At 74.2% G+C, this 21,810-nt stretch carries 19 protein-coding genes; 9 read left to right on the top strand and 10 right to left on the bottom strand.

The genetic code is table 11. From position 1 onward, the window contains the following. Positions 1-6: 6 nt before the first annotated feature. The 4 genes from ACWH4W_RS20705 to ACWH4W_RS20690 all read right to left on the bottom strand — a co-directional run bounded on the left by ACWH4W_RS20705 (position 7) and on the right by ACWH4W_RS20690 (position 4,534). Positions 7-1,206, bottom strand: a complete 1,200-nt coding sequence (locus ACWH4W_RS20705; RefSeq protein WP_473077198.1) for a carboxylate-amine ligase — start codon at positions 1,204-1,206, stop codon at positions 7-9. A 335-nt stretch (positions 1,207-1,541) separates the two neighbouring features. Continuing rightward, entirely contained in the window at positions 1,542-2,789 is a 1,248-nt protein-coding gene (locus ACWH4W_RS20700; protein WP_473077197.1) for a PP2C family protein-serine/threonine phosphatase, read from the bottom strand. Continuing rightward, positions 2,786-3,592 (bottom strand): alpha/beta fold hydrolase, encoded by an 807-nt coding sequence (locus tag ACWH4W_RS20695; RefSeq protein ID WP_403549175.1) that lies wholly within the window; start codon positions 3,590-3,592, stop codon positions 2,786-2,788. Before ACWH4W_RS20695 ends, ACWH4W_RS20700 begins: the two co-directional genes overlap by 4 nt. 42 nt (positions 3,593-3,634) lie before the next feature. Beyond that, entirely contained in the window at positions 3,635-4,534 is a 900-nt protein-coding gene (locus ACWH4W_RS20690; protein WP_473077196.1) for an NAD(P)-dependent oxidoreductase, read from the bottom strand. A gap of 144 nt (positions 4,535-4,678) precedes the next feature. On the opposite strand from ACWH4W_RS20690, the gene ACWH4W_RS20685 reads away from it, so the two are divergent. The 7 genes from ACWH4W_RS20685 (at position 4,679) to ACWH4W_RS20655 (ending at position 14,101) form a co-directional block, all read left to right on the top strand. Beyond that, the gene (locus ACWH4W_RS20685; protein WP_473077195.1) at positions 4,679-5,329 is read left to right on the top strand and encodes a TetR/AcrR family transcriptional regulator; all 651 of its coding nucleotides are present in this window, start codon (positions 4,679-4,681) and stop codon (positions 5,327-5,329) included. A 57-nt stretch (positions 5,330-5,386) separates the two neighbouring features. Further along, positions 5,387-7,294, top strand: a complete 1,908-nt coding sequence (gene htpG / locus ACWH4W_RS20680; protein WP_473077194.1) for a molecular chaperone HtpG — start codon at positions 5,387-5,389, stop codon at positions 7,292-7,294. Between the two features lie 271 nt (positions 7,295-7,565). After that, on the top strand, positions 7,566-8,873 hold the full coding sequence (locus ACWH4W_RS20675; RefSeq protein WP_473077193.1) for a cation:proton antiporter: 1,308 nt from the start codon (positions 7,566-7,568) through the stop codon (positions 8,871-8,873). Between the two features lie 77 nt (positions 8,874-8,950). Continuing rightward, positions 8,951-9,373 (top strand): hypothetical protein, encoded by a 423-nt coding sequence (locus tag ACWH4W_RS20670; protein ID WP_473077192.1) that lies wholly within the window; start codon positions 8,951-8,953, stop codon positions 9,371-9,373. A 172-nt stretch (positions 9,374-9,545) separates the two neighbouring features. Beyond that, positions 9,546-11,249, top strand: a complete 1,704-nt coding sequence (locus ACWH4W_RS20665) for a PP2C family protein-serine/threonine phosphatase (protein WP_473077191.1) — start codon at positions 9,546-9,548, stop codon at positions 11,247-11,249. A gap of 166 nt (positions 11,250-11,415) precedes the next feature. Beyond that, positions 11,416-12,588 (top strand): S1 family peptidase, encoded by a 1,173-nt coding sequence (locus tag ACWH4W_RS20660; RefSeq protein ID WP_473077190.1) that lies wholly within the window; start codon positions 11,416-11,418, stop codon positions 12,586-12,588. Between the two features lie 190 nt (positions 12,589-12,778). Beyond that, positions 12,779-14,101: a lipase family protein gene (locus ACWH4W_RS20655; RefSeq protein ID WP_473077189.1), complete on the top strand. Its 1,323-nt coding sequence runs from the start codon at positions 12,779-12,781 to the stop codon at positions 14,099-14,101. Between the two features lie 204 nt (positions 14,102-14,305). Here the strand turns inward: ACWH4W_RS20655 and ACWH4W_RS20650 are convergent, their stop codons facing one another. Further along, a complete protein-coding gene (locus ACWH4W_RS20650; RefSeq protein WP_473077188.1) occupies positions 14,306-14,845 on the bottom strand; it encodes a snapalysin family zinc-dependent metalloprotease in 540 nt (179 codons plus the stop codon). Between the two features lie 222 nt (positions 14,846-15,067). On the opposite strand from ACWH4W_RS20650, the gene mgrA reads away from it, so the two are divergent. Beyond that, positions 15,068-16,111, top strand: a complete 1,044-nt coding sequence (gene mgrA, locus ACWH4W_RS20645) for an L-glyceraldehyde 3-phosphate reductase (RefSeq protein WP_473077187.1) — start codon at positions 15,068-15,070, stop codon at positions 16,109-16,111. A 93-nt stretch (positions 16,112-16,204) separates the two neighbouring features. Beyond that, entirely contained in the window at positions 16,205-16,687 is a 483-nt protein-coding gene (locus ACWH4W_RS20640) for an MSMEG_6728 family protein (protein WP_473077186.1), read from the top strand. 47 nt (positions 16,688-16,734) lie between these two features. On the opposite strand, the gene ACWH4W_RS20635 is transcribed toward ACWH4W_RS20640, so the two are convergent. Genes ACWH4W_RS20635 through ACWH4W_RS20615 form a run of 5 tightly spaced genes read right to left on the bottom strand, consistent with a single transcriptional unit; the run spans position 16,735 to position 21,631 of the window. Continuing rightward, positions 16,735-18,015: an ABC transporter substrate-binding protein gene (locus ACWH4W_RS20635; RefSeq protein WP_473077185.1), complete on the bottom strand. Its 1,281-nt coding sequence runs from the start codon at positions 18,013-18,015 to the stop codon at positions 16,735-16,737. After that, positions 18,012-19,154, bottom strand: coding sequence for a branched-chain amino acid ABC transporter permease (locus ACWH4W_RS20630; protein ID WP_106411029.1), 1,143 nt, complete (start codon positions 19,152-19,154; stop codon positions 18,012-18,014). The genes ACWH4W_RS20635 and ACWH4W_RS20630 overlap by 4 nt, the downstream gene beginning before the upstream one ends. Beyond that, entirely contained in the window at positions 19,147-20,043 is an 897-nt protein-coding gene (locus ACWH4W_RS20625) for a branched-chain amino acid ABC transporter permease (RefSeq protein ID WP_106411030.1), read from the bottom strand. The genes ACWH4W_RS20630 and ACWH4W_RS20625 overlap by 8 nt, the downstream gene beginning before the upstream one ends. Next, a complete protein-coding gene (locus ACWH4W_RS20620; RefSeq protein ID WP_473077184.1) occupies positions 20,040-20,852 on the bottom strand; it encodes an ABC transporter ATP-binding protein in 813 nt (270 codons plus the stop codon). Before ACWH4W_RS20620 ends, ACWH4W_RS20625 begins: the two co-directional genes overlap by 4 nt. Next, complete coding sequence (locus ACWH4W_RS20615; RefSeq protein WP_473077183.1) at positions 20,849-21,631, bottom strand: ABC transporter ATP-binding protein; 783 nt, start codon at positions 21,629-21,631, stop codon at positions 20,849-20,851. The genes ACWH4W_RS20620 and ACWH4W_RS20615 overlap by 4 nt, the downstream gene beginning before the upstream one ends. Positions 21,632-21,810: the final 179 nt, after the last annotated feature.

Here is a 21,810-nt window from a genome sequence, read left to right as displayed (position 1 = left end):
GCCGGATCAGCCCGGCGTGCCCGGGGTGGTGAGCGGGTGGAGCGGGGCGTGAGGCCGGCCGTTGGCGTGCCGGGTGGTGACCGCCGGGCGCGGGCGGCGGGCGCCGGCGCGGGCCGGGAGGCGTCCGCCGCGCGTCTCGGTGACGAGCAGGTCGATGCCGGTCAGCAGGTCCGCCTCGCGGACCGTACGGCGCAGCCGGTGGGCCGCGCTGCCGGCGTCGAGGGCCTCGTCGAGCAGGTCGCGCACGGTGTCGAAGTCGCCGGACGCCTCCAGCGCCGGGCGCAGCCGGTGCAGCATGCGGCGCAGCACCAGGTGGGCGGGGGCGGCGCGGCGGGTCCACGGGTCGACCAGCGGGCCCTCCAGGCCGGAGCGCGCGGCGCGCCAGCCGGCGGCGCGCAGCCACTCGTGGTGTCCGTCGCAGCGCGGGTCCGCGCCGCGCTCCAGCCGGTGGCAGGCGTCGCGGACCAGCGCCCGGAACAGTCCGGCGATCAGCACGACCGTCTCGGCGCGCGGGCAGGCGTCGCCGATCCGCAGCTCCAGCGTGCGCTGGTGGGCGGAGGGGCGGACGTCCTGGTAGAGCATGCCGGTGTCGGTGATGACGCCGGAGCCGATCAGTTCCGCGACGGCGGCGTCGTACTCGGCGGCGTCCCGGTAGCAGCCGGCCGGGCCGGCGGTGGGCCAGCGCTGCCACAGCATGGTGCGCCAGGAGGCGTAGCCGGTGTCGGAGCCCAGCCAGTACGGCGAGCTGGCGGACAGCGCGAGCAGCGGCGGCAGCCAGGGCGACACCAGGCACATGGCGCGGACCGCGGTGTCGCGGTCGGGCACGTCGGCGTGCACCTGGGCGCTGCAGATGAGCTGTTCCTCGGCGACCCTGCGGTACTCGTCGGCCATGTGCCGGAAGCGGGGGTTGTCGGAGACGTCGCGCGGGGTCACCCGGGCCAGCGGCACGGTGCCGGCGGCGACGACGGCCAGTCCCTCCGCGTCGGCCGCGGCGGCCAGGCGGCGCCGGGTGCCGGACAGGTCGGCGTAGAGCCCGTCGAGGGTGTCGTGCACCTCACTGTTGCTCTCGACCGCCGACTGCTGCAGCTCGCCGGTGAAAGGGCCCGTGCCGAGTCTTTCCAACAGCAGACCCGCCCGTGGCACGAGTCGTCCGCTCTCCGCGTCCAGGACGTGGAACTCTTCCTCTGCTCCGATACGCACCGTCACCGCCGGTTTCCCCTTGCCCGTAGTCCTGTGCCGGCCCCGCGACGGCACTGGGGCCACCTGCGGCGCTCTCGGCACCTCCCGGGTGCCCCGGATGACGCACAAGCAATCGAACAGCCCTCGTCAGCGGTGTGCGGGCCGTGACGTGGAGGGGCGCGCGGCCCGGGAGGGGCCGGCGGGGGTGCGGGACGAGACGATCGTCAGGGGTCTCATGGCGGGGCGCTCTGTTCGTTCCGTGGAACTGTCCGCCAGGGATGGCCGAGAGGCCCGACAGAGGTGGCCGGGAGAGCCGTCAGGGGGTGGCCGGGAGAGCCGTCAGTGGGCGGCCGGGACGCCCGTCAGGGGGCGGCCGGGACGCCGATCGCGAGGAGCGCGGTGTCGTCGTCGAGGCCGTCGCCGAAGTCGCGCAGCAGACCGGTGAGGGCGTCGACGAACGCGCTGCTGCCCGCGGGGGCCCGCGCGGCGGCGAACTCCAGCAGCGCCTCGTCGCCGTAGAGCTGCCGGTCGGGACCGACCCGGGCCTCGGTGAGGCCGTCGGTGTAGAGCAGCAGCGTGTCGCCCGGCCGCAGGACGGTGCTCGTCTCGACGAACTGCGCCGTCCGGAGGACGCCGACCAGCATGCCGCCCCGGGTGCTGAGGTACTCGGCGCCGCCGTCGGCCCGCAGGACCAGCGCCGGCGGATGGCCGCCGGAGGCCAGCCGGACCCGCAGGGTGTCCTCCGCCCGTTCGAACACGCCGGCCACGGCGGTGCAGTAGCGCGGGTCGTCACCGGTGTACCGCTCCACGAGGGCCTGGTTGAGGACGCGCAGGTCGGCGACCGGGTCGGCGTCCTGGATCATGGCGGCGCGCAGGGTGTAGCGGGTGAGCGAGGTCAGGGCCGCGGCCTGGGGGCCCTTGCCGCAGACGTCGCCGAGGAAGAAGGCGGCCCGGGTGTCGTCCAGCGGGAACAGGTCGTAGAAGTCGCCGCCGAGCTCCATCGGGGAGGCCGTGTGGTAGTAGCCGGCCGTCTCCACGCCCGGGAGGTCGGGGAGGGTGGCGGGCAGCAGGCTGCGCTGGAGCACGGCCAGGGCCTCGCGCAGTTGGGCGCGGTCGGCCTCGGCCTGCTTGCGGGCCTCGTCGGCGGCCCGGCGGGCGCGCAGCAGTTCCTGCTCGTAGGCGCGCCGGTCGGTGGCGTCGAAGACGGTGGTCCGGATGAGCAGCGGTTCACCGTCGGCTCCGCGCTTGAGGGTGGAGGTGACCAGCACCGGCAGCCGGGTGCCGGAGGCGGTGCGCATCTCCAGCGCGATGCCGCCGAGGTGGCCCTGCATGCGCAGCAGCGGGGCGAAGTGCGTCTCGTGGTAGAGCTTGCCGCCGACCGTGAGGAGGTCGCTGAACCGCCTGCGGCCGACGACCTCCTCGCGGGACAGGCCGAGCCACCCGAGCAGGGTGGCGTTGATCTTGGCGATGGTGCCGTCCATCAGGGTGGACAGGTAGCCGCACGGCGCCGACTCGTACAGGTCCTCCGCCGAGTCCTCCAGCAGGGAGCTGAACGCCGCGCGGGTGCCCGGCGCTCCCGCGCCGGGCTCGTCCGCGCCGCCCCCGTTCAACGGGCTCCTGCGGACAGGAAGGCGCGGATCGCCGAGGCGGTGGCCTCGGGGGCGCTGAGCTGCGGGCAGTGGCCGGTGGCGTCCAGGGTGACCAGTTCGCTGCCGGGCACGGCGGCGTGGACGTACGCGCCGACCTCGCGGGGCGCGATGACATCCTGCTCGCACTCCAGGATCAGGGTGGGGACGGCGACGGTCTCGAGGTCCTTCCGGCTGTCGGAGAGGAACGTCGTGCGGGCGAAGACCCGGGCGATGTCCGGGTCGGTCGCGCAGAAGCTGTTGGTCAGCTCCTCGCCGAGCTCCGGGCGGTCCGGGTTGCCCATGATCATCGGGGCCATGGCGGCGGACCAGCCGAGGTAGTTGGCCTCCAGGGACTCCAGCAGCTCGTCGATGTCCTCGGCGCTGAAGCCGCCGCGGTAGCCGTCCTCGTCGATGTAGCAGGGCGAGGGGCAGACCATGACCAGGGCGCCGACGCGCTCCGGTGCGGCGGCCGCGGCCAGCACGCCGGTCATGGAGCTCACCGAGTGGCCGACGACCACCGCGTCGCGCAGGTCGAGCTCCTCGCAGACCTCCACCACGTCGCGGGCGTAGCCGTCGAGGGAGGAGTAACGATCCTCCCGCCAGGCGGACAGGTCGGAACGGCCGGCCCCGACGTAGTCGAAGAGCACCAGCGGGTGGTCCTCGGCGAGAAGGGGTTCGACCAGACGCCACATGTTCTGGTCGCAGCCGAAGCCGTGCACGAGAACGACGGGACGTCCGGTGGCGGCCCCGGTGACACGGACGTTGTTCCTGCGGAGGATGCTCATTCGCCCATGCTCGCACGGTGGGGCCGGGCACTGTCGGCGGGCTCAGGCGGCGCCGCCGCCGGCCGCCCGGGACGCGTCGGTGCGGGCCTCCAGGGCGCGCAGCACGGCGACCATGTCCTCGCCGCCGTGCCCGCCGGCCACGGTCTCCTCGAACAGGGCGTGGCAGACGTCGAGCAGCGGGGAGGCCACCCCCGCCGTGCGGGCGGCCCCCGCGATCAGGCGGTTGTTCTTCAGCACGTCGGTGGCGGCGGCCTGCACCGCGAAGTCCCGGGCGAGCAGCTTGGGCGCCTTCATCCGGGAGACGGAGCTGGCCATGGGGCCGGCGTCCAGCACGTCGAGGAAGCGGGCGCGGTCGAGTCCGTGCCGGTCGGCGAAGTGGAACGCCTCGGTGAGCCCGGTGACCTGGGTGATCAGGAACAGGTTCACCGCGAGCTTCATCAGCAGGGCGTTCGGCACCGGACCGCAGACGAAGCTCTCGCGGCACATCGGGGCGAGCAGGGGGCGCAGGGACGCGAGGACGGAGTCGTCACCGGCCAGCATCGCCACCAGTCGCCCCTGCTCGGCGGGGACGCGGGAGCCGGAGACGGGAACCTCGGCGTAGGCTCCTCCGGCGCCGCGCACGTCCCTCTCCAGGGCGGCGGAGTACTCGGCGGACGTGGTGCCCATGTGGACGACGGCGCGTCCGGCCACACGGGCGGCGAAACCGGGGGTGCCGCGGCCGAGCACCGCGTCGACCGCCGCCTCGTCGGCCAGCATCAGCAGCACGGTGTCCGCCCGCGCGAAGACCTCGGCGGGGCTTTCGGCGACCTCGGCGCCGGCCTCGCGCAGGGGTGCGCAGCGGCCGGGGGTGCGGTTCCACACGACGAGCGGGGTCCCGGCGCGCGCGAGGTTGAGCGCCATGGGGCGGCCCATGACCCCGAGTCCGACGAAGCCCACGCGCATGTCGCACCACCGTTCCCCGGGCCGCCGAACCGTCCCGTTCCTCGTGCCGGCCGTTCTCTATGACGGCTGTCATAGTAGCGGCTTCCATGACGGCGGTCATAGGGTGTGTCCGTCGGCAGCGGGAGCGAGGTGCGGGAGGCCGGGATGGCAGGGGGTGAGCGGGGACCGCGGGAGCGGATGGTCTTCAGCGCCGCCCAGCTGATCCGGCGCGAGGGGGTCGGCGCGACCGGGATGCGCGAGGTGGCCGCCCACGCGCGGGCGCCCCGCGGCTCGCTCCAGCACTACTTCCCCGGCGGCAAGGAACAGCTCGTCAACGAGGCCGTCGGCTGGGCCGGCCGGTACGCCGGGAACCGGGTGGCGCGCTTCCTGTCCGCGCTGCCCGAGCCGACCCCGTCCGGTCTGTTCGCCGAGATGGTGCGCCAGTGGACCGACGAGTACGAGACCGAGGGGTTCGACGGCGGCTGCCCGGTCGCCGCGGCCACGGTGGACCGCGCCCGGACGGCCGACTCCACCCGGCAGGCCGCGGAGGCCGCCTTCGCCCGGTGGACCGGAGCGGTGGCCACGGCGCTGACGGACATGGGCGTGCCCGAGGAGCGCGGCCGGCCGCTGGCCACACTGATGATCAGCTCCCTCGAAGGGGCCCTCCTCATCGCCCGCGCCGAGCGCAGCGTCCGCGCCCTGACGACGGCGGTCCGCGAACTCGGCCCCCTGCTGGACGCGGCGGTGACCGCGCCCGGGGCGCCCGGAGGCACCGGCGGGCCGGGCGGAACCGCAGGTGAGCCGACACCGCGTTGACTACAGTGATCGCGCCCGTATCCAGCGCTTCATGGACCAGTGAGGTAATCGCGAACCATGTCGACCGAAACGTTTGAGTTCCAGGTAGAGGCGCGTCAGCTGCTCCAGCTGATGATCCACTCGGTCTACTCGAACAAGGACGTCTTCCTCCGTGAGCTCGTCTCCAACGCCTCGGACGCGCTCGACAAGCTGCGGCTTGCCAAGCTGCGCGACGACACGCTCGACGCCGACGTCTCCGACCTGCACATCGAGCTGGAGATCGACCGGGACGCCCGGACGCTCACCGTGCGGGACAACGGCATCGGCATGTCGTACGACGAGGTCGGCGAGCTCATCGGCACCATCGCCAACTCCGGCACGGCGCAGTTCCTGAAGGAGCTGAAGGAGGCTCAGGACACGGCCGGGGCGGAGGGGCTGATCGGGCAGTTCGGCGTCGGCTTCTACTCCGGGTTCATGGTCGCCGACGAGGTCACCCTGGTGACCCGCCGGGCCGGCGAGGAGCGGGGCACCCGCTGGTGCTCGCGCGGCGAGGGCACGTACACCCTGGAGCGGGTGGACGACGCGCCGCAGGGCACCTCCGTCGTGCTGCACCTCAAGCCGGCCGACCCGGACAACCAGCTGCACGACTACACGTCGGTGTGGAAGATCAAGGAGATCGTCAAGCGCTACTCGGACTTCATCACCTGGCCCGTCCGGCTGGTCGGGGAGAAGAGCGGGGAGGGCGAGGACGGCGAGGCGGCCGAGCCCGAGACGCTGAACTCGATGAAGGCGCTGTGGGCGCGCTCGCGCGACGAGGTGTCCGAGGACGAGTACCACGAGCTGTACAAGCACATCGGCCACGACTGGCGCGAGCCGCTGGAGACCATCCAGCTGCACGCGGAGGGCACCTTCGAGTACCAGGCCCTGCTGTTCGTCCCGTCGCACGCCCCGCACGACCTGTTCCGGCAGAACGTCCGGCACGGCCTCCAGCTGTACGTGAAGCGCGTGTTCATCATGGACGACTGCGAGGCGCTGCTGCCGGCGTACCTGCGGTTCGTCAAGGGCGTGGTCGACGCGCAGGACCTCTCGCTCAACGTGTCCCGCGAGATCCTCCAGCAGGACCGGCACATCCGCATGATGCAGCGCCGGCTCACCAAGAAGGTGCTGTCCTCGGTGAAGAGCATGATGACCGGGGCCCCGGAGAAGTACGCCACGTTCTGGCGGGAGTTCGGCGCCGTGCTGAAGGAGGGCCTGGTCACCGACCCCGACAACCGGGACGCGCTGCTCGCCGTGGCGTCCTTCGCCTCCACGCACGAGGAGGGCGGGGCGGTCACGCTCAAGCAGTACGTGGAGCGGATGCCGGAGGGCCAGGACGACATCTACTACATCACCGGCGAGTCCCGCGAGGCCATCGACAACTCCCCGCACATGGAGGCGTTCCGGGAGCGCGGCATCGAGGTGCTGCTGCTCACCGACCCGGTCGACGAGGTGTGGGCGGACGCCGTCGGCGAGTTCGAGGGCAGGCGGCTGCGGTCGGTCGCCAAGGGCGAGATCGACCTGGACGCGCGCGAGGACGACAGGAGCGAGGACGAGCAGAAGCAGCAGGCCGAGGCGTACGCGGGTCTGCTCGGCTGGATGCGGGAGCGGCTGGACGACGACGTCAAGGAGGTCCGGCTGTCGACGCGGCTCACCCGGTCCCCGGCCTGTCTCGTCGCCGACGCGGACGACCTCACGCCGGCGCTGGAGAACATGTACCGGGCCATGGGGCAGGAGGTCCCGCGCAGCAAGCGCATCCTCGAGCTCAACCCGGACCACGCACTGGTGAAGGGGCTGAACGAGGCGTTCGGGGAGCGGGAGGACCGCTCGGAGCTCACCGACACCGCCGAGCTGCTGTACGCCCTGGCCGTGGTGGCCGAGGGCGGCCGGCCCAAGGACCCGGCGCGTTTCGTGCAGCTGATGGCGGACCGCCTGGAGCGCACCCTGTGAGATGACGCGGCCCCCTCGGGCGATGCCGCCCGCCGTCCCCGCCCGCCGTCCCCGCCCGTCGGACGCGGGCGGGAACGGCGGGTGCCCGCCCGACCGCCGTGGGTCCCGGCCGGACGGCGCCCGGCCGGGACCCACGGCAGCGGTGTGCCCGGCGCGCAGGACGCGTCCCGGATCGGCGGAGCCGCTCCGTGGCGGACGTCACCCCCGGCGGCCGGACACTTTCGCGACGGCGGGCGGCGTGCGGACGGGGAGGAAGGGGCACAAGTGAGCGGTGACCACAGCAGACCTCCTCTTCGCCCTCCTCGGCGCGGTCGCCCTCGGCGCGGCCGTGCTGCCGCGGCTGCTGGCCCGCCGGCCGCTGTCGCTGCCCCTGGTGTTCCTGACTCTCGGCGCCGCCGTCCAGCTGCTGCCGCTCCCGCTGCCGGAGATCGACCCGGTGGCGGACGGGGTGTGGGTGGAGCACCTCGCGGAGATCTGCGTGGTGCTCTCGCTCATGGGCGCCGGCCTCGCCCTGAACCGGCCCTTCGGCCGCGTCCGCTGGCAGGGGGTGTGGCGGCAGCTCGGCATCACCATGCCGCTGACCATCGTGGGCGTCGCCGCCCTCGCCTGGGGCGTGCTCGGCTGGCCGGTGGCGGCGGCGCTGCTGCTGGCGGCCGTGCTCGCGCCGACCGACCCGGTGCTCGCCTCCGAGGTGCGGGTCGGGGAGCCGACGGACGCGGAGCACGACGAGGACGAGGTCCGCTTCACGCTGACCGGTGAGGCGGGGCTGAACGACGGCCTGGCCTTCCCCTTCGTCGCGGCCGCCATGGCGCTGGCCGCCGCGGGCGGACCGCCGACCGGCGGCGGCGTCGGCCACTGGCTGCTGGTGGAGCTGCTGTACAAGTGCACGGCGGGCGTGGCCGCGGGGCTGGTCGTCGGGGCGCTGCTGGGCCGGCTGTTCTTCCGCGCCGAACGGCGGGCGATACGGCTGTCGGAGCACAGCGAGGGGTTCGTGGCCCTCGGCGTGACGTTCCTCGCGTACGGGGTGACGGAGCTGGTGCACGGCTACGGCTTCCTGGCCGTGTTCGTCACCGCCTGCCGGATCCGCTCGGCGGAGCGCGCCCACGGCTACCACGGGGTGCTGCACGACTTCGTGGAGCAGATCGAACGGCTGCTGACGGCGGTGCTGCTGTTCCTGCTGGGCGCTTTCGTCGCCCAGGGCGGGCTGGCGCCGCTCTCCTGGCAGGGCGCGGCGGTGGGCGTGCTGCTGCTGCTCGTGGTCCGTCCGGCGGCCGGATGGGTGGCCCAGCTCGGCGTCGCGGCGGGCCCCCGGGAGCGGGCGGTCACCGCGTTCTTCGGCATCCGCGGCATCGGCTCCCTGTTCTACCTGGCCTACGCGCTGGCCTCCCACGAGTTCGGGGTGCCCGCCGAGGTGCTGTGGGCGGTGGTGGCCTTCACGGTGGTCGCCTCGGTGGTGCTGCACGGGGTGAGCGCCACGCCCGTCATCTCGCGCCTGGACCGGCTGCGGCTGCACCGCGCCAGGGGGAAGGGCGCGGGACCGGACCCCGAGGCCCACGAAGTGGCCGGCGAGCGCCTGTGAACCTGCTGTCCGCGACCGCACGGCCGGCGGTCCGTCCCGATGTGCGGGGCCGTCCGGTCCGGTGTTGTCTGGGGATCGTGCGGCGCGAGGACGGGCGGCCCGGCCCTCAGGACGACGTCGAGGCGGTCCTCGACGAGCTGTACGCGCTGCCGCCGTCGGACGTCGTCGCCCGGCGGGAGGAACACGCGACGCGCGCCCGGACGTCGCGTACGGAGTCGGCGGCCGAGCGGGAGGAGGCGTGGGCCGCCGAGGCACGGCGGCTCGAGCGGCGCGCGGCCCGCGAGGAGGCCCGGCACGCGCCGGACCGGGCGGGAGAGCGGGGACGGGAGGCCGGTGAGCGGGTGGCGGCCCTGGAGGAACAGCTCGCCCGGGCCCGTACGGAGCTGGAGCGGACGCGGACGGAGCTCGGCGAGGCACGGGCGCGCGACCGGGCGGCCGCGAAGGAACTGGCGGCGGCCGCCGCACGCCGGGCCGAACGGGCGGGGAGGGACGGCGCGTGACCGGGCACGGCGGACCGCGGGGCGGGGAGAGACGGGCGTGGCGCCCCGGGCGCCCGGGGACCGCACCCGTCCGTGAGGGTGGCCGGACGGGGACGCCCGGACGGAGCGGAGCACGGGAGGTGCGACACGTGACGGAGCGGGAGCGGGCCGCCCGCCGGACGGGGAGTGCGGGGTGACGCGGGACACCGCGGGCCGCGGGCCCGCCCCGGCGGCGCCGGCGTCGCTGGCCTCGCTGCTGGCGTCCCTCGGCACGGGCGCGTACGTGGTGGACGCGAACGGCACGGTCGTGGCCGTGAACGCGTGCGCGGAGCAGCTGCTGGCACGGCCGGCCGGGGAGGTCGTCGGCCGTGACGCACACGAGTTGCTGCACCGCAGCCGGTACGGCGCCTCCCTGCCGCGCGCCCAGTGCGGGATGCGCCAGGCCCACATGACGGGCCGGACGGTGCAGTCCGACGAGGAGTGGTTCGAGCGCGGCGACGGTTCGCTCCTCCCGGTGGCCTGGCTGGTCACCCCGTGCCGCACGGACGACGGGGCGGAACGCACCCTGGTGCTCTTCCACGCGCCGCACGACCCGGAGGAGACGCGCACCCCGGGCAACCGGTTCAGCAGCCCGCTGCCCGAGCTGGAGCGGCTGGCCCTGCTGGCGGAGACCACCACCCAGCTCACCGCCACCCTGGACGTCGAACAGGCGCTGCGCAGGCTGGTGCGGCTGGTCGTGCCGCAGCTCGCCGACTGGGCGGTCGTCGACCTGGTCACCGAGCGCGGCGGGGTGCGCCGGTCGACCGTGGTCCACGCGCAGGACGGCGGCCTGGTGCGGCGCGAGGACCTCGAGGGCCCCCTCTCCTCCATCCCGGAGGACTCGTTGCTGCCCCTGGCGCGGGCGTTGCGCGGGGTCTCCCCCGCGCTGGCCGACCCCTCCCTCCACCTGACGCCGGACTCCCTCCTCGGGTCGGAGCAGCGCCGCCTGTTCGCGGAGACCGGCATCCACTCGGCGGCCATCGCGCCGATACGGGGCGTGCGCGAGGTGCTGGGCGCCCTGACCCTGGGCCGCGCCGAGCGGCCGGAGGCGTTCACCGCGGACGACCTGCCGCTGCTGGAGGACATCTCCCGGCGGGCCGGGCTGGCGCTGGACAACGCCCGGCTCTACGAGCGGCAGCGCAAGGTGGCCGAGACGATGCAGCGTCACCTGCTGCCGCAGCTCCCGCACGTGCCCGGGCTGGAGATGAGCGCCCGGTACGTGGCCGCGCCGGACGCCTCCGAGGTGGGCGGCGACTGGTACGACGCGTTCGTGCTGCCGGACGGGGCGACGGCGCTGGCCGTCGGGGACGTCGTCGGGCACGACCTGGACGCGGCGGCGGGCATGGCGCAGATGCGCAACGTGCTGAGGGCCTACGCGTGGGCCCGGGAGGAGCCGCCCAGCGCCATCGTCTCCCGGCTGGACCGGGCGACCGTGCACATCACCGACGTCACCATGGCGACCCTGTTGTTCGCCCGCATGTCCCGTACGGAGGACGGGCGGTGGAAGCTGGTGTGGACCAACGCGGGCCATCCTCCCCCGCTGTTGGTCACGCGGGACGGCGAGGCGCGTTACCTCACCGACGGGCACGGCATGCTGATCGGCACCGGCACGGACCGTCCCCGCCCCGACGGGGAGACCGAACTGCCGCCCGGTGCCACGCTGTTGTTCTACACGGACGGCCTGATCGAGGAGCCGAGCCGTTCCCTGGACGAGGGGCTGGAGCTGCTGCGCGGGCACGCGGCCGCCCTGGCGGAGCACCCGCCGGCCCGGTTCACCGACCTGGTGCTGGAGCGGACCCGCCCGGCCGGCAACGACGACGACGTCGCCCTGCTCACCGTACGCGTCCCCGCCGAGTAGGGGATCGCCCGGGACCGGCGGCGGGACCGACGGCCGAGTGATGGCCAGAAACTTGGCATAGACCTGCCAAGATCCATTCGCTAAGCTCGTCCTCACTCGGTTGAGAGCGCTCTCACCATGTCTGTTCCACCCCCACCTCCGCTGGAACGACGAAGGGCCACCTTCCATGAGACGACGCACCGGACTCACGCACACGGCCGTGGCCGCCGCCCTGCTGATCGGCAGCTGGGCGGCGGCGGGCACGCTCCCCGCCTCGGCACAGGAGGCCCCCGCCTCCGCGACCGCCGGGGCGTCCGCACCCGCCTCCCCCGGACTGCTCGGCGCGATGCAGCGCGACCTCGGCCTGACCCGCGCCGAGGCGGAGGACCGCCTGGCCGCCGAGCGCGCGGCGACCGCCCTGGCGCCCCGGGCACGCGAGACCGCCGGATCCGCCTACGGCGGCGCCTGGTTCGACGCGGACAGCGGCAGACTGACCGTCGCCGTCACGCCGGACGCCGACGCCACGGCCGTGCGCACCCTGCGCGAGTCCGGCGCCGCCGTCCGCACCGTCGAGCACACCGAACGCCGGCTGGACGCGGCCAAGTCCCGCCTCGACCGCCTCGACGCCCCCGCGGGCGTGGCCAGTTGGTCCGTCGACCCGGCCGCCAACGCGGTCGTGGTGAACGTCGTCGAGGGCCAACGGGGCGACAACGATGTCCGCGCCTTCGTGGCCGAGGCGCGCGAGGCCGGCCCGGTGACCGTGCGGACGGTGGCGGACGCGCCGTCCACGTTCGCCGCCGGCACGGTCGGCGGCGACCCGTACTACACGGGCAACGTCCGCTGCTCCATCGGCTTCTCGGTGCACGGCGGCTTCGTCACCGCCGGGCACTGCGGCCGGGCCGGGCAGCAGGTGCGGGGCTGGGACGGCTCGTACATCGGGAACTTCCAGGGGTCCTCCTTCCCGGGTGACGACTACGCCTGGGTCAACGTGGGCAGCGGCTGGTGGACGGTGCCGGTGGTGCTCGGCTGGGGCACCGTGCCGGACCAGCTGGTGCGCGGCTCGGCCGAGGCGCCGGTCGGCGCCTCGGTGTGCCGCTCGGGCTCGACCACCCGCTGGCACTGCGGCCGGGTGCTCGCCAAGAACGAGACGGTCAACTACGCCGAGGGCGCGGTGCACCAGATGACGAAGACGAGCGTGTGCGCCGAGGGCGGCGACTCGGGCGGTTCGTACCTCAGCGGCGACCAGGCGCAGGGCGTCACCTCCGGCGGCTGGGGCAACTGCTCCAGCGGGGGCGAGACCTGGTTCCAGCCGGTCAACGAGATCCTCAACCGCTACGGGCTGAGGCTGCACACGGCCTGACACCGTCTCCGGCACGCGCACGGGCCTCGCCGAACTCCTCGGCGGGGCCCGCTTCCCGTGCTGCCCGGAGACCTCGCGGTCCGTCACCCGCAAGAGTTACCGGCCCGTAACTCACTCGCGGGTTACCGGCGGTAAGTGAGCGCTGCTAGTTTTCGGTCCCGTCTTCTGCAGCCGCAGCGAGGAGAGAGCCGTGAGCCGTATCAGCAGCGTGCTGACCACCGTCGTCGCGACGACGGCCTGTGTGTGCGCGTCCGCGTCGCCCGCCGCGGCGACCGACCCGGTCGTGTCGCGGGGCGTCACCATCCCCGCCTTCTACACCCCGCCCGCCGACCTCCCGTCGGGCAACGGCGAGCTGATCCGTCATGAGCCCCTGCGCCTCGGGCTGAGCCTGCCCGGTCTGGACGGCCGCCGGCTGCCGGGCACCGCCACCCGCCTGATGTACACCTCGACCGACTCGGGCGGCGAGCCGGTCGCCGTCACCGGCGCCTACATCGAGCCGTCCGCCGACTGGAAGGGAGCGGGGCCCCGCCCCCTGGTCGTCGTCGGCTCCGGCACCATGGGCCAGGGCGACCAGTGCGCCCCCTCCCTCGCCCTGGAGAACCCGCTGACCCTCACCGGGGAGACCGTGTCCTTCGGGTACGAGACCCTCGCCGTCTACCGGCTGCTCTCCACCGGCGCGGCGGTCGTCGTCACCGACTACGTCGGCCTCGGCGCCACCGACCGGCTGCACACCTACGTCAACCGCGTCGACGAGGGCCACGCCATGCTGGACGCGGCCCGTGCGGCGCGCTCCGTGCCCGGCGCGTCCGTCACCGCCGCCTCCCGGGTGGGGATGTACGGGTACAGCCAGGGCGGCGGGGCCAGCGCCTCCGCCGCCGAGCTCCAGCGCACCTACGCGCCCGACGTCCCGCTCGTCGGCACCTACAGCGGCGCCCCGCCCGCCGACCTGACCGAAGTCACCAAGGGCATCGACGGCAGCGCGCTGGCCGGTGCGCTGGGCTGGTCCATCAACGGCTTCGCCCAGGCCTCGCCGGCGCTGCGGGAGGTCGTCGAGGCGCACATGAACGACGCCGGACGCAAGGCGCTGGAGGACATCTCCACCACCTGCGTGGGCGACGCGATCCTGGGCTACGGCTTCACCAGGAGCACCAAGTGGACGAAGAGCGGCACGTCCGTCGGCGAGGTCATCGCCGGTGAGCCCGCCGCCCAGGCCGTCCTGGACGACCAGCGCCTCGGACGGCTGCGGCCCACCGGCCCGGTCCGCGTGGCGACGGGCGTGCAGGACGACATCGTGCCGCACGCGCAGGCGCGGCAACTGGCCGTGGACTGGTGCGCGAAGGGCGGCGACGTCACCTACAAGGCGGTACGGCTGCCGAACCTGGGCGACAAGCTGCTCACCAACCACCTGGCGCCGCTGCTGACCGACCAGGGCGACGCGGTGGACTGGCTGACCGACCGGCTCAAGGGCAAGGCCACGAGCTCCAACTGCTGGACCATGCCCGTGCAGCCGTGAGCGCCGTGCGATGACACGAGCCCCGTCCCGCGACCGCGGGACGGGGCTCGTGAGCGGAGCGCTGGGCAGGCCTTGCACCTGCATCTCCCCGCAGGAAGCGGGGCGTCTTTCCTTGGACCACCAACGCACGGCCGGGCGGCGGGGCTTCTTCCTCGCCGTGACCTGGGACAACCATAACGGGGATCGCCTCAGTAGTCACATCGGTCACATGAACAGCGCGGCGGGGGCACGTGCGAACTTCTTCTCGACCTCCGCCCGCTCGGCCGCGTTCGGCCGGGCGGAGGTGCAGGACGGCCCGGCGCTGGCACCCGACATCAGGCGGGAGCACGGGCCGGGCTTGCGGTCCGGCAGGCCCAGGAGGTGGCCCAGTTCGTGTGCGGCGATACGGACCGTGGAGTGCCCCTCCGCCACCGCCTCCCGGCCGAAGTGGACGGTGCCGCTGCCCAGGCCCCCGGGCGCGGCGCGGGGCCAGCCGTCGTCGACGAGGATCCGGATGTCGGCACGGTCCCCGGACTCCACCGGGCGCAGCTCCACGGCGTCGACGCTGTCGTTCCACACCGCCGCTCCCCGGTCGACGGCGGACGCGAACTCCCCGGCGCCGCTCGTGTCGTAGGTGAGCACCCGGGTCTCCCCCGCGGGCACCGCCGTCTCCGGGGTCTTGAACGCCACGACCTGCCCGCCCTCCACGGGTCCGGCCAGGACGAGTACGGCGGCCACGGCGCCGGTGAGCGTACGGACCCGCATGATCGACCTCCTGTGGGGGGAAGGCGGCGGTCGAAGTGCCGCTGGGGAGCGGCTTCCCGCCACCCGGCCGGTCAATCACCGGCCCCCGGCGATTCAGAAGCCCCGCTGCTCAATCCCATGCGACGTACCGGTTGGACTTCCGGATCGCTCGGGGGCACTGTGGGCCCAGGATCGACACCGTCCCGCCGGGACACCCCGCTCGCACCACCGGAGACCGCGCCGATGAACCACCTCGCCGCCCCTGACCGCTACGACGGCACCATGCGCTACCGGCGCACCGGGCGCTCGGGGCTCGACCTGCCCCTGCTGTCGCTCGGCTACTGGCACAACTTCGGCGACGACCGGTCCTTCGAGAGCCAGCGGGCCATCGCGCTGCGCGCCTTCGACCTGGGCGTCACCCACCACGACCTGGCCAACAACTACGGCCCGCCCTACGGCTCCGCCGAGACCAACTTCGGCCGGCTGATGAAGCGGGACCTGGCCCCCTACCGGGACGAGATGGTGATCTCCACCAAGGCCGGCTGGGACATGTGGCCCGGCCCCTACGGCCAGGGCGGCGGCTCCCGGAAGTACCTGCTCGCCTCGCTGGACCAGTCCCTGAAGCGCATGGGGCTGGAGTACGTGGACATCTTCTACTCGCACCGGCTGGACGCCACCACGCCGCTCGAGGAGACCATGGGCGCCCTGGACACCGCGGTGCGCCAGGGCAAGGCGCTCTACGTCGGCATCTCCTCGTACGACGCCGGGCGCAGCCGTCAGGCCGCGGAGATCCTGCGCGACCTGGGCACCCCGCTGCTGATCCACCAGCCGTCGTACAACATGCTCAACCGCTGGATCGAGACGGACGGGCTGCTGGACGTGGCGCAGGAGCAGGGCTTCGGCGTCATCGGGTTCACCGCCCTCGCCCAGGGGCTGCTCACCGGGCGCTACCTGGACGGCGTGCCGCGGGACTCGCGGGCCGCGGCGGGCACCTCGTTCGACGCGGGCTGGCTGACGGACGACATGCTGCGCAGGCTGCGGGCGCTGAACGACATCGCGGCCCGGCGCGGGCAGACCCTGGCGCAGATGGCCCTGGCCTGGGCGCTGCGGGACCCCCGCGTGACCTCGCTGGTCATCGGCGCCTCACGCACCGAGCAGCTGGAGCAGAACGTGGCCGCGCTGGAGAACCTCGACTTCACCGCCGAGGAGCTGGCCGAGATCGACTCGTACGCCACGGACGGCGGCGTCGACCTGTGGCGGGACGCCCGCCTCGGCGCGCTCGGCTGACCCGCGGCCGGGCGGGAGGACGTGTGCCCCGCCCGGTCCGGGGAACTGAGGTGCAAAGACCCGCTTGGCCCCCCATCCCCCGGACGGCCGCACATGCAGACCTTCCTGCCCTACCCCGACTTCTGCGGATCCGCGCTGGTCCTCGACCGCAAGCGGCTCGGGAAACAGCGGGTGGAGGCGCTCCAGGTGCTGCGCGGGCTGATCGTGCCCGGCTACGGCTGGCGCCGTCATCCCGCGGTGCGCATGTGGACCGGCTACGAGGAGGCGCTGGTGCGCTACGGCCTGGAGATCTGCCGGGTGTGGCGCGACCGGGGTCATCAGGACAGCTGCGCGGCCACCCTGGTCGCCGATCTCGCCACGGTCCGGCCCGGGGCGCCGGTGCGCGGCCAGGAGGAGCTGGCGCAGGCCGGTGAGCTGCCGCCGTGGCTCGGCGACGAGGCCGTGCACCGCAGTCACCGCTCCGCGCTGGTGCGCAAGGACCCGGACGTGTACCGGGAGCTGTTCCCCGGTGAGCCGGACGACCTGCCGTACGTCTGGCCGTCCTCCGACCGCGACCCGGAGGCGGCGGCCGGCTGAGCCCCGGCGCCCCTCCCGTGGGGGCGCGCCGGGGCGTCACCGGTGCGTCAGCGGGAGGACAGGTACTCCTCCACGCCCGGTGCGGCGTGCGCGTCCTCGGCGTTCACCACGCCGCCGACCGCCTTCGCGTCGGGCTTGAGCACGTACGTCTCCACGCTGGCGGGACGGTTCACGTCGGAGAAGTTCTGCGGCGTGCCGAGCCCGGTGTCGGCGTTGCTCTGCGAGCGGTGCGCCTTGACGACGTCCTCCCGGGTCAGGCCGCCCGCCTCGCACGCCTTGGCGAGGTCCTCGCCGATGAGCTGGGCGGCGTTGTAGCCGGACAGCACGCCGGAGTCGACCGGCGAGCCCGGGTACTTCTTCTGGTACGACGCCACCATGCGGCGGACGCCGGGCAGGTCGGAGCTGACGGCGGGCGCCGCGCTGACCACGTGCAGCATCGCCGCGAGCGCGGGCGCGGCCGGCGTCTCCATCAGCTGGGGCGCGAACCCGGGGGCGCTGCTGACCACGGGGACCTTCAGGCCGCGCGAGGCGGCGACACCGACCAGGGAGGCCGTCTGCGCCGGTCCCGCGCTGATCAGGACGGCCTTGACGCCCTCCTTGCGCAGCGCCGACACCTGCGCCGACAGGTCGGTGTCCGTGGCCTGGATCTTCTGCCCGGCCACCTTGATCCCGGCCCGCTCCGCCGCCCAGGTGGAGCCCTCCAGGGCGTTGGCGCCGTAGTCGCCCTCGAAGTAGACGTGGCCGATGGTGTCGCCCTTCTTCAGGCCCTTGGTGCGGGTGAGGAACTCCACCGCGGCGATCATGTCGACGTCGTAGGTGGTGCCGAGCACCTGGACGGCGTCCTTGCCGAGCAGGGAGGCTGCCCAGGCCTGCGGGAAGGTGAGGATCTCGTCCCGCTGGATGTCGTCGAGCAGGGCGGCCACCACCGGGGAGCCGATGACCTGGGGCAGCGCCACGACGTCGGGGGCGATGTCGGCGTAGGCGGTGACGGCCTTCTGCACGTCGTAGCCGTGGTCCTTGACGACGATCTCGACCTTGCGGTCGCAGATGCCGCCCTTGGCGTTGGTCTCCTCGGCCCACATCTGCTGGGCCTGCACGATGCTCTTGCCGAGCGTGGCGTACGGGCCGGTCAGGTCGGTGAGGGCGCCGAGCCTGATGGTGTCGTCGTCGACGCCGGGTCCGGTGCGGACGCCGTCGGCGGCGTCGCCCTTGTCGTCGCCCTCCGTCTTGGAGCTGCATCCGGTGGCCGCGAGCAGCAGGGCGAGCGTGCCGGCGAGGACGGCTCCGGCGGCGCGGCGGCGGGGGCGGCGGGTGTGTCTGGTGGTCACGGGGTGTGCTCCTTGGGTCGTGCGGCCGCGGCCGGCGGCGGGGGCGAGGGAACGGCGGAATGCGGGACGTCGGTCGGGGTGCGGCGGCGCCGCAGGCGGTCGCGGGCCCGGCGGGCCAGACCGTGCAGCCCGTCGGGGGCGTACAGCAGGACGAGCACGATCGCGGCGCCGTAGAGGTAGCGGGCGGCCTCGGTGGGGCCGACGGCGCCCTCGGCGGAGCCCGGCGCGGCCACCAGCGGGAGCTGGTCGGCGTAGCGCGTCATCAGCAGCGGGAGCGCGGTGACGAAGACGGCGCCGGCGGTGGCTCCGGCGACCGAGCCGAGGCCGCCGATGACGATCATGGCGAGGTAGTCGACGGACAGCACCAGCGAGAAGTAGTCCGGCACCACCCGGCGGAAGGCGAGCGCCAGCAGCACCCCGGCGAGGCCCGCGTACATCGACGACACCACGAAGGCGGCCGAGCGGTGCCGGGCCACGTCGACGCCCATCACGGCGGCGGCGGTCTCGCTGTCGCGCAGGGCGGCCAGCGCCCGGCCGGGGCGGGAGCGCAGCAGGCCCCGGGCGGTGAACCAGGTCAGCGCGAACAGCGCCAGGCCCAGGAACCACAGCCGCTCCTCCGCGCCGAACGGCACGCCCAGCACGGTCAGTTCGTCGCCCGCGTCGAAGGTGAAGCCGCCGAGGGAGAGCGGGGGCACGGAGCGGCCGTTGAAGCCGCCGGTGACCGACTCGGCGGTGAGCAGGACGTGGTGGCCGAGGAAGACCAGGGCGAGGGTGGCGATGCCCAGGTAGATGCCCTTGACCCGGCCGGCGACGGGACTGAACAGCCCGCCGGCGAGGCCGGCCATCAGCACCGCGAGGGGCACGGCGAGGGCGGTCGGCAGTCCGGGGCCCGGGTCGCCCGCGAGCCAGGTGTAGCCGTACGCGCCGACGGCGAGGAAGAAGGCGTGGCCGAGGGAGAGCTGTCCGGCGGTGCCGCTGAGCAGGGCGAGGCCGATGGCGCCGATGGCGGCCGCCATGGAGAACAGGCCGATGCGCAGCCAGAAGGCGTCCAGGTAGAACGGCGGCAGGCACAGCAGCACGGCGACCGTGAGCAGGGTGGCGCGGCGACGGGTGAGGAGCGCGGTGATCCGGTCAGACACGGGCCGCTCCCTTCGCGCCGAACAGCCCGTTGGGCCGCACGAGGAGCACCAGCAGCATCACGGCGTACGGGGCGACCTCGCCGAACCCGTCGCCGAGGACGTGCAGTTCGGACTGGTAACCGATGACGAGCGCCTCGGTGAGCCCGATGATGAGGCTTCCCGCGAGGGCGCCGACCGGGGAGGCGAGCCCGCCCAGGATGGCGGCCGGGAAGGCGTTGAGCGCGATCTGGCCGGTGGTGCGCTCCAGGCCCGGGGCGGGGAACGCGGCGAGGAACACCGCGGCCAGCGCGGCGAGCGCGCCCGCCAGGCACCAGGCGCCCGCCCGCACCCGGCCGAGCCGTACGCCCATCAGCGCGGCGGCCTCCGTGTCCTCGGCCGCCGCCCGCAGGGACAGGCCCCAGGGGGTGAACCGGAACAGGGCGAAGACCGCGCCGATGACCACGGCCGACACCGCGATCGCGGCGAGCCGGCTGTCCGCGACGGTCAGCGGCCCCAGGTCGGTCACCGCGTCGCCCCACGGGTCGCCGAGGGACAGCAGGTCACCGCCGATGCGGCGGGCCAGGTCGGTGAGCAGCACGATGTCGATGCCGATGGTGACGATGGTCTGCACGTGCGCGGAGTGGGCGTCGTGCCCGCCGCGCTGGAGCAGGAACCGGTCCAGCGCCCCGGCCAGGGCGGCCGTGACGACGACCGCCAGGGCGAGCGCCCCGGCGAAGCCCAGGTCGTCGTGGAGGACGGCGACGAGGTAGCCGCCGAGCAGCAGCAGGGAGCCGTGGGCGAAGTTGAGCACGCCCGAGGCCTTGAAGATGACGACGAAGCCGAGGGCGACCAGCGCGTACACCGCGCCGAGGGCCAGTCCGCCCAGCAGGCTGTCCAGGAGGTCCGTCATGCCGCGTCCTCCCCGGTCGCGTCGGTCGCGTCGGTGCCGAGGTAGGCGCGCAGCACCTCGGGGTCCTGCCGGACCTCGTCGGGGGTGCCGTGCGCGATGGGCCGGCCGAAGTCCAGCACGGTGACGTCGTCGGCGAGACGCATCACCAGACCCATGTCGTGCTCGACCAGGACGACGGACAGGCCGAGTTCGGCGCGCAGATCGGCCACCACCTCGGCGGTGCGGGCGCGTTCGGCGGCGTTCATGCCGGCCACCGGTTCGTCGAGCAGCAGCACGCGGGGCTCCAGGCAGAGGGCGCGGGCGAGTTCGACGCGCTTGCGGTCGCCGTACGACAGCAGGCCGACGGGCGCGTCGAAGTGGGCGCCGAGACCGGTCAGTTCGGCGATCTCACGGGCGCGGACGAGGTGGTCGCGCTGCTCGCGCCGGGCGCTCGGCAGCCGCAGGGCGCTCGCGGTGAACCCGGCGCGGGTGAGAGCGTGCCGGCCGAGCATCAGGTTGTCGGCGACGGTGCCCTGGGTGGTGACGATGTTCTGGAAGGTGCGGGCCACGCCGAGAGCGGCGATGCGGTGCGGGGCGAGCCGGGTCAGCTCGGTGCCGCCGAGCGTGACGCTGCCGGCGGCGGGGCGGCACAGCCCGGACAGCACGTTGAAACAGGTGGACTTGCCGGCGCCGTTGGGGCCGATGAGCGCGTGCACCGAACCGGGGGCGACGGTGAAGGACACCCCGTCGAGCGCGGTGAGCCCGGCGAAGCGCACGGTGACGTCCCGCACGGTGAGCTCGGGCGGTGCGGCGAGGGTGCGGTCCTTCACGCGGCCCCCTGGTCCTGCGCCGACTCGCCCAGGTACAGGCGGCGTACGGCGTCGGTGCGGGCGAGTTCCTCGGCGGGGCCGGACAGGCGGGTCTCGCCGACCTCGAGGACGTGCGCGTGGCTCGCGAGGGAGAGCGCCATGCCGGCGTTCTGCTCGACGAGGAGCACGGCGGTGCCCTGGGCGTTGATCTCCCGGATCACCTCGCCGATGCGGTGCACCATCTGCGGGGCGAGTCCGAGGGACGGCTCGTCCAGGAGCAGCAGGCGGGGCGCGGCCATCAGGGCGCGGCCGATGGCGAGCATCTGCTGCTCACCGCCGGACAGCAGTCCCGCCGCCTGGTGGGTGCGTTCGGCGAGCCGGGGGAAGAGCGTGAAGACGCGGTCGCGGGCCTCCTGGACCTGGGCGCGTCCGCGCCGTCCGAGGCCGAGCCCGCCGGAGCGGAGGTTCTCGTCGACGGACAGCCCGGCGAACACCCGGCGTCCCTCCGGGACCTGCACGACGCCGGCGCGGACCGCGGCGACCGGGTCCTTGCCGTCGAGCTCCGTGTCGCCGTAGCGGATGCGCCCGGCCGTGATCGCGCCGCGGTGCAGGCGGAGGGTGCCTGAGACGGCGCGCAGCAGCGTGGTCTTGCCCGCGCCGTTCGCGCCGAGCAGGGCGACGACCGCGCCGGGCGGCACGGTCAGGGAGACGGAGCGGAGAGCGGACAGCGCGCGCCCGTACGTCACGTCGACGTTCTCGACGTGCAGCGCGGGCAGGCCGTCCGGTGGTGCTTCGGGCATCACGACTCCTCGGGGCCGCCGCGCACTTCGCCGACGGCTTCGGGGGAAGGGGTGCTCACGACAGCACGGTGGTGACCGGCCGGTACAGCGTTCCGGCCCCGCACGCTGCGGCGTACCAACGGGGGCGGGCGGGGGTTGTGCGGGTGCCCATACGGGGCGGGCGGGGCGGCTCATGGGGG

The sequence above is a fragment of the Streptomyces sp. DSM 120436 genome, from assembly GCF_055778765.1.
This window is presented reverse-complemented; position numbering and strand designations above follow the sequence as displayed.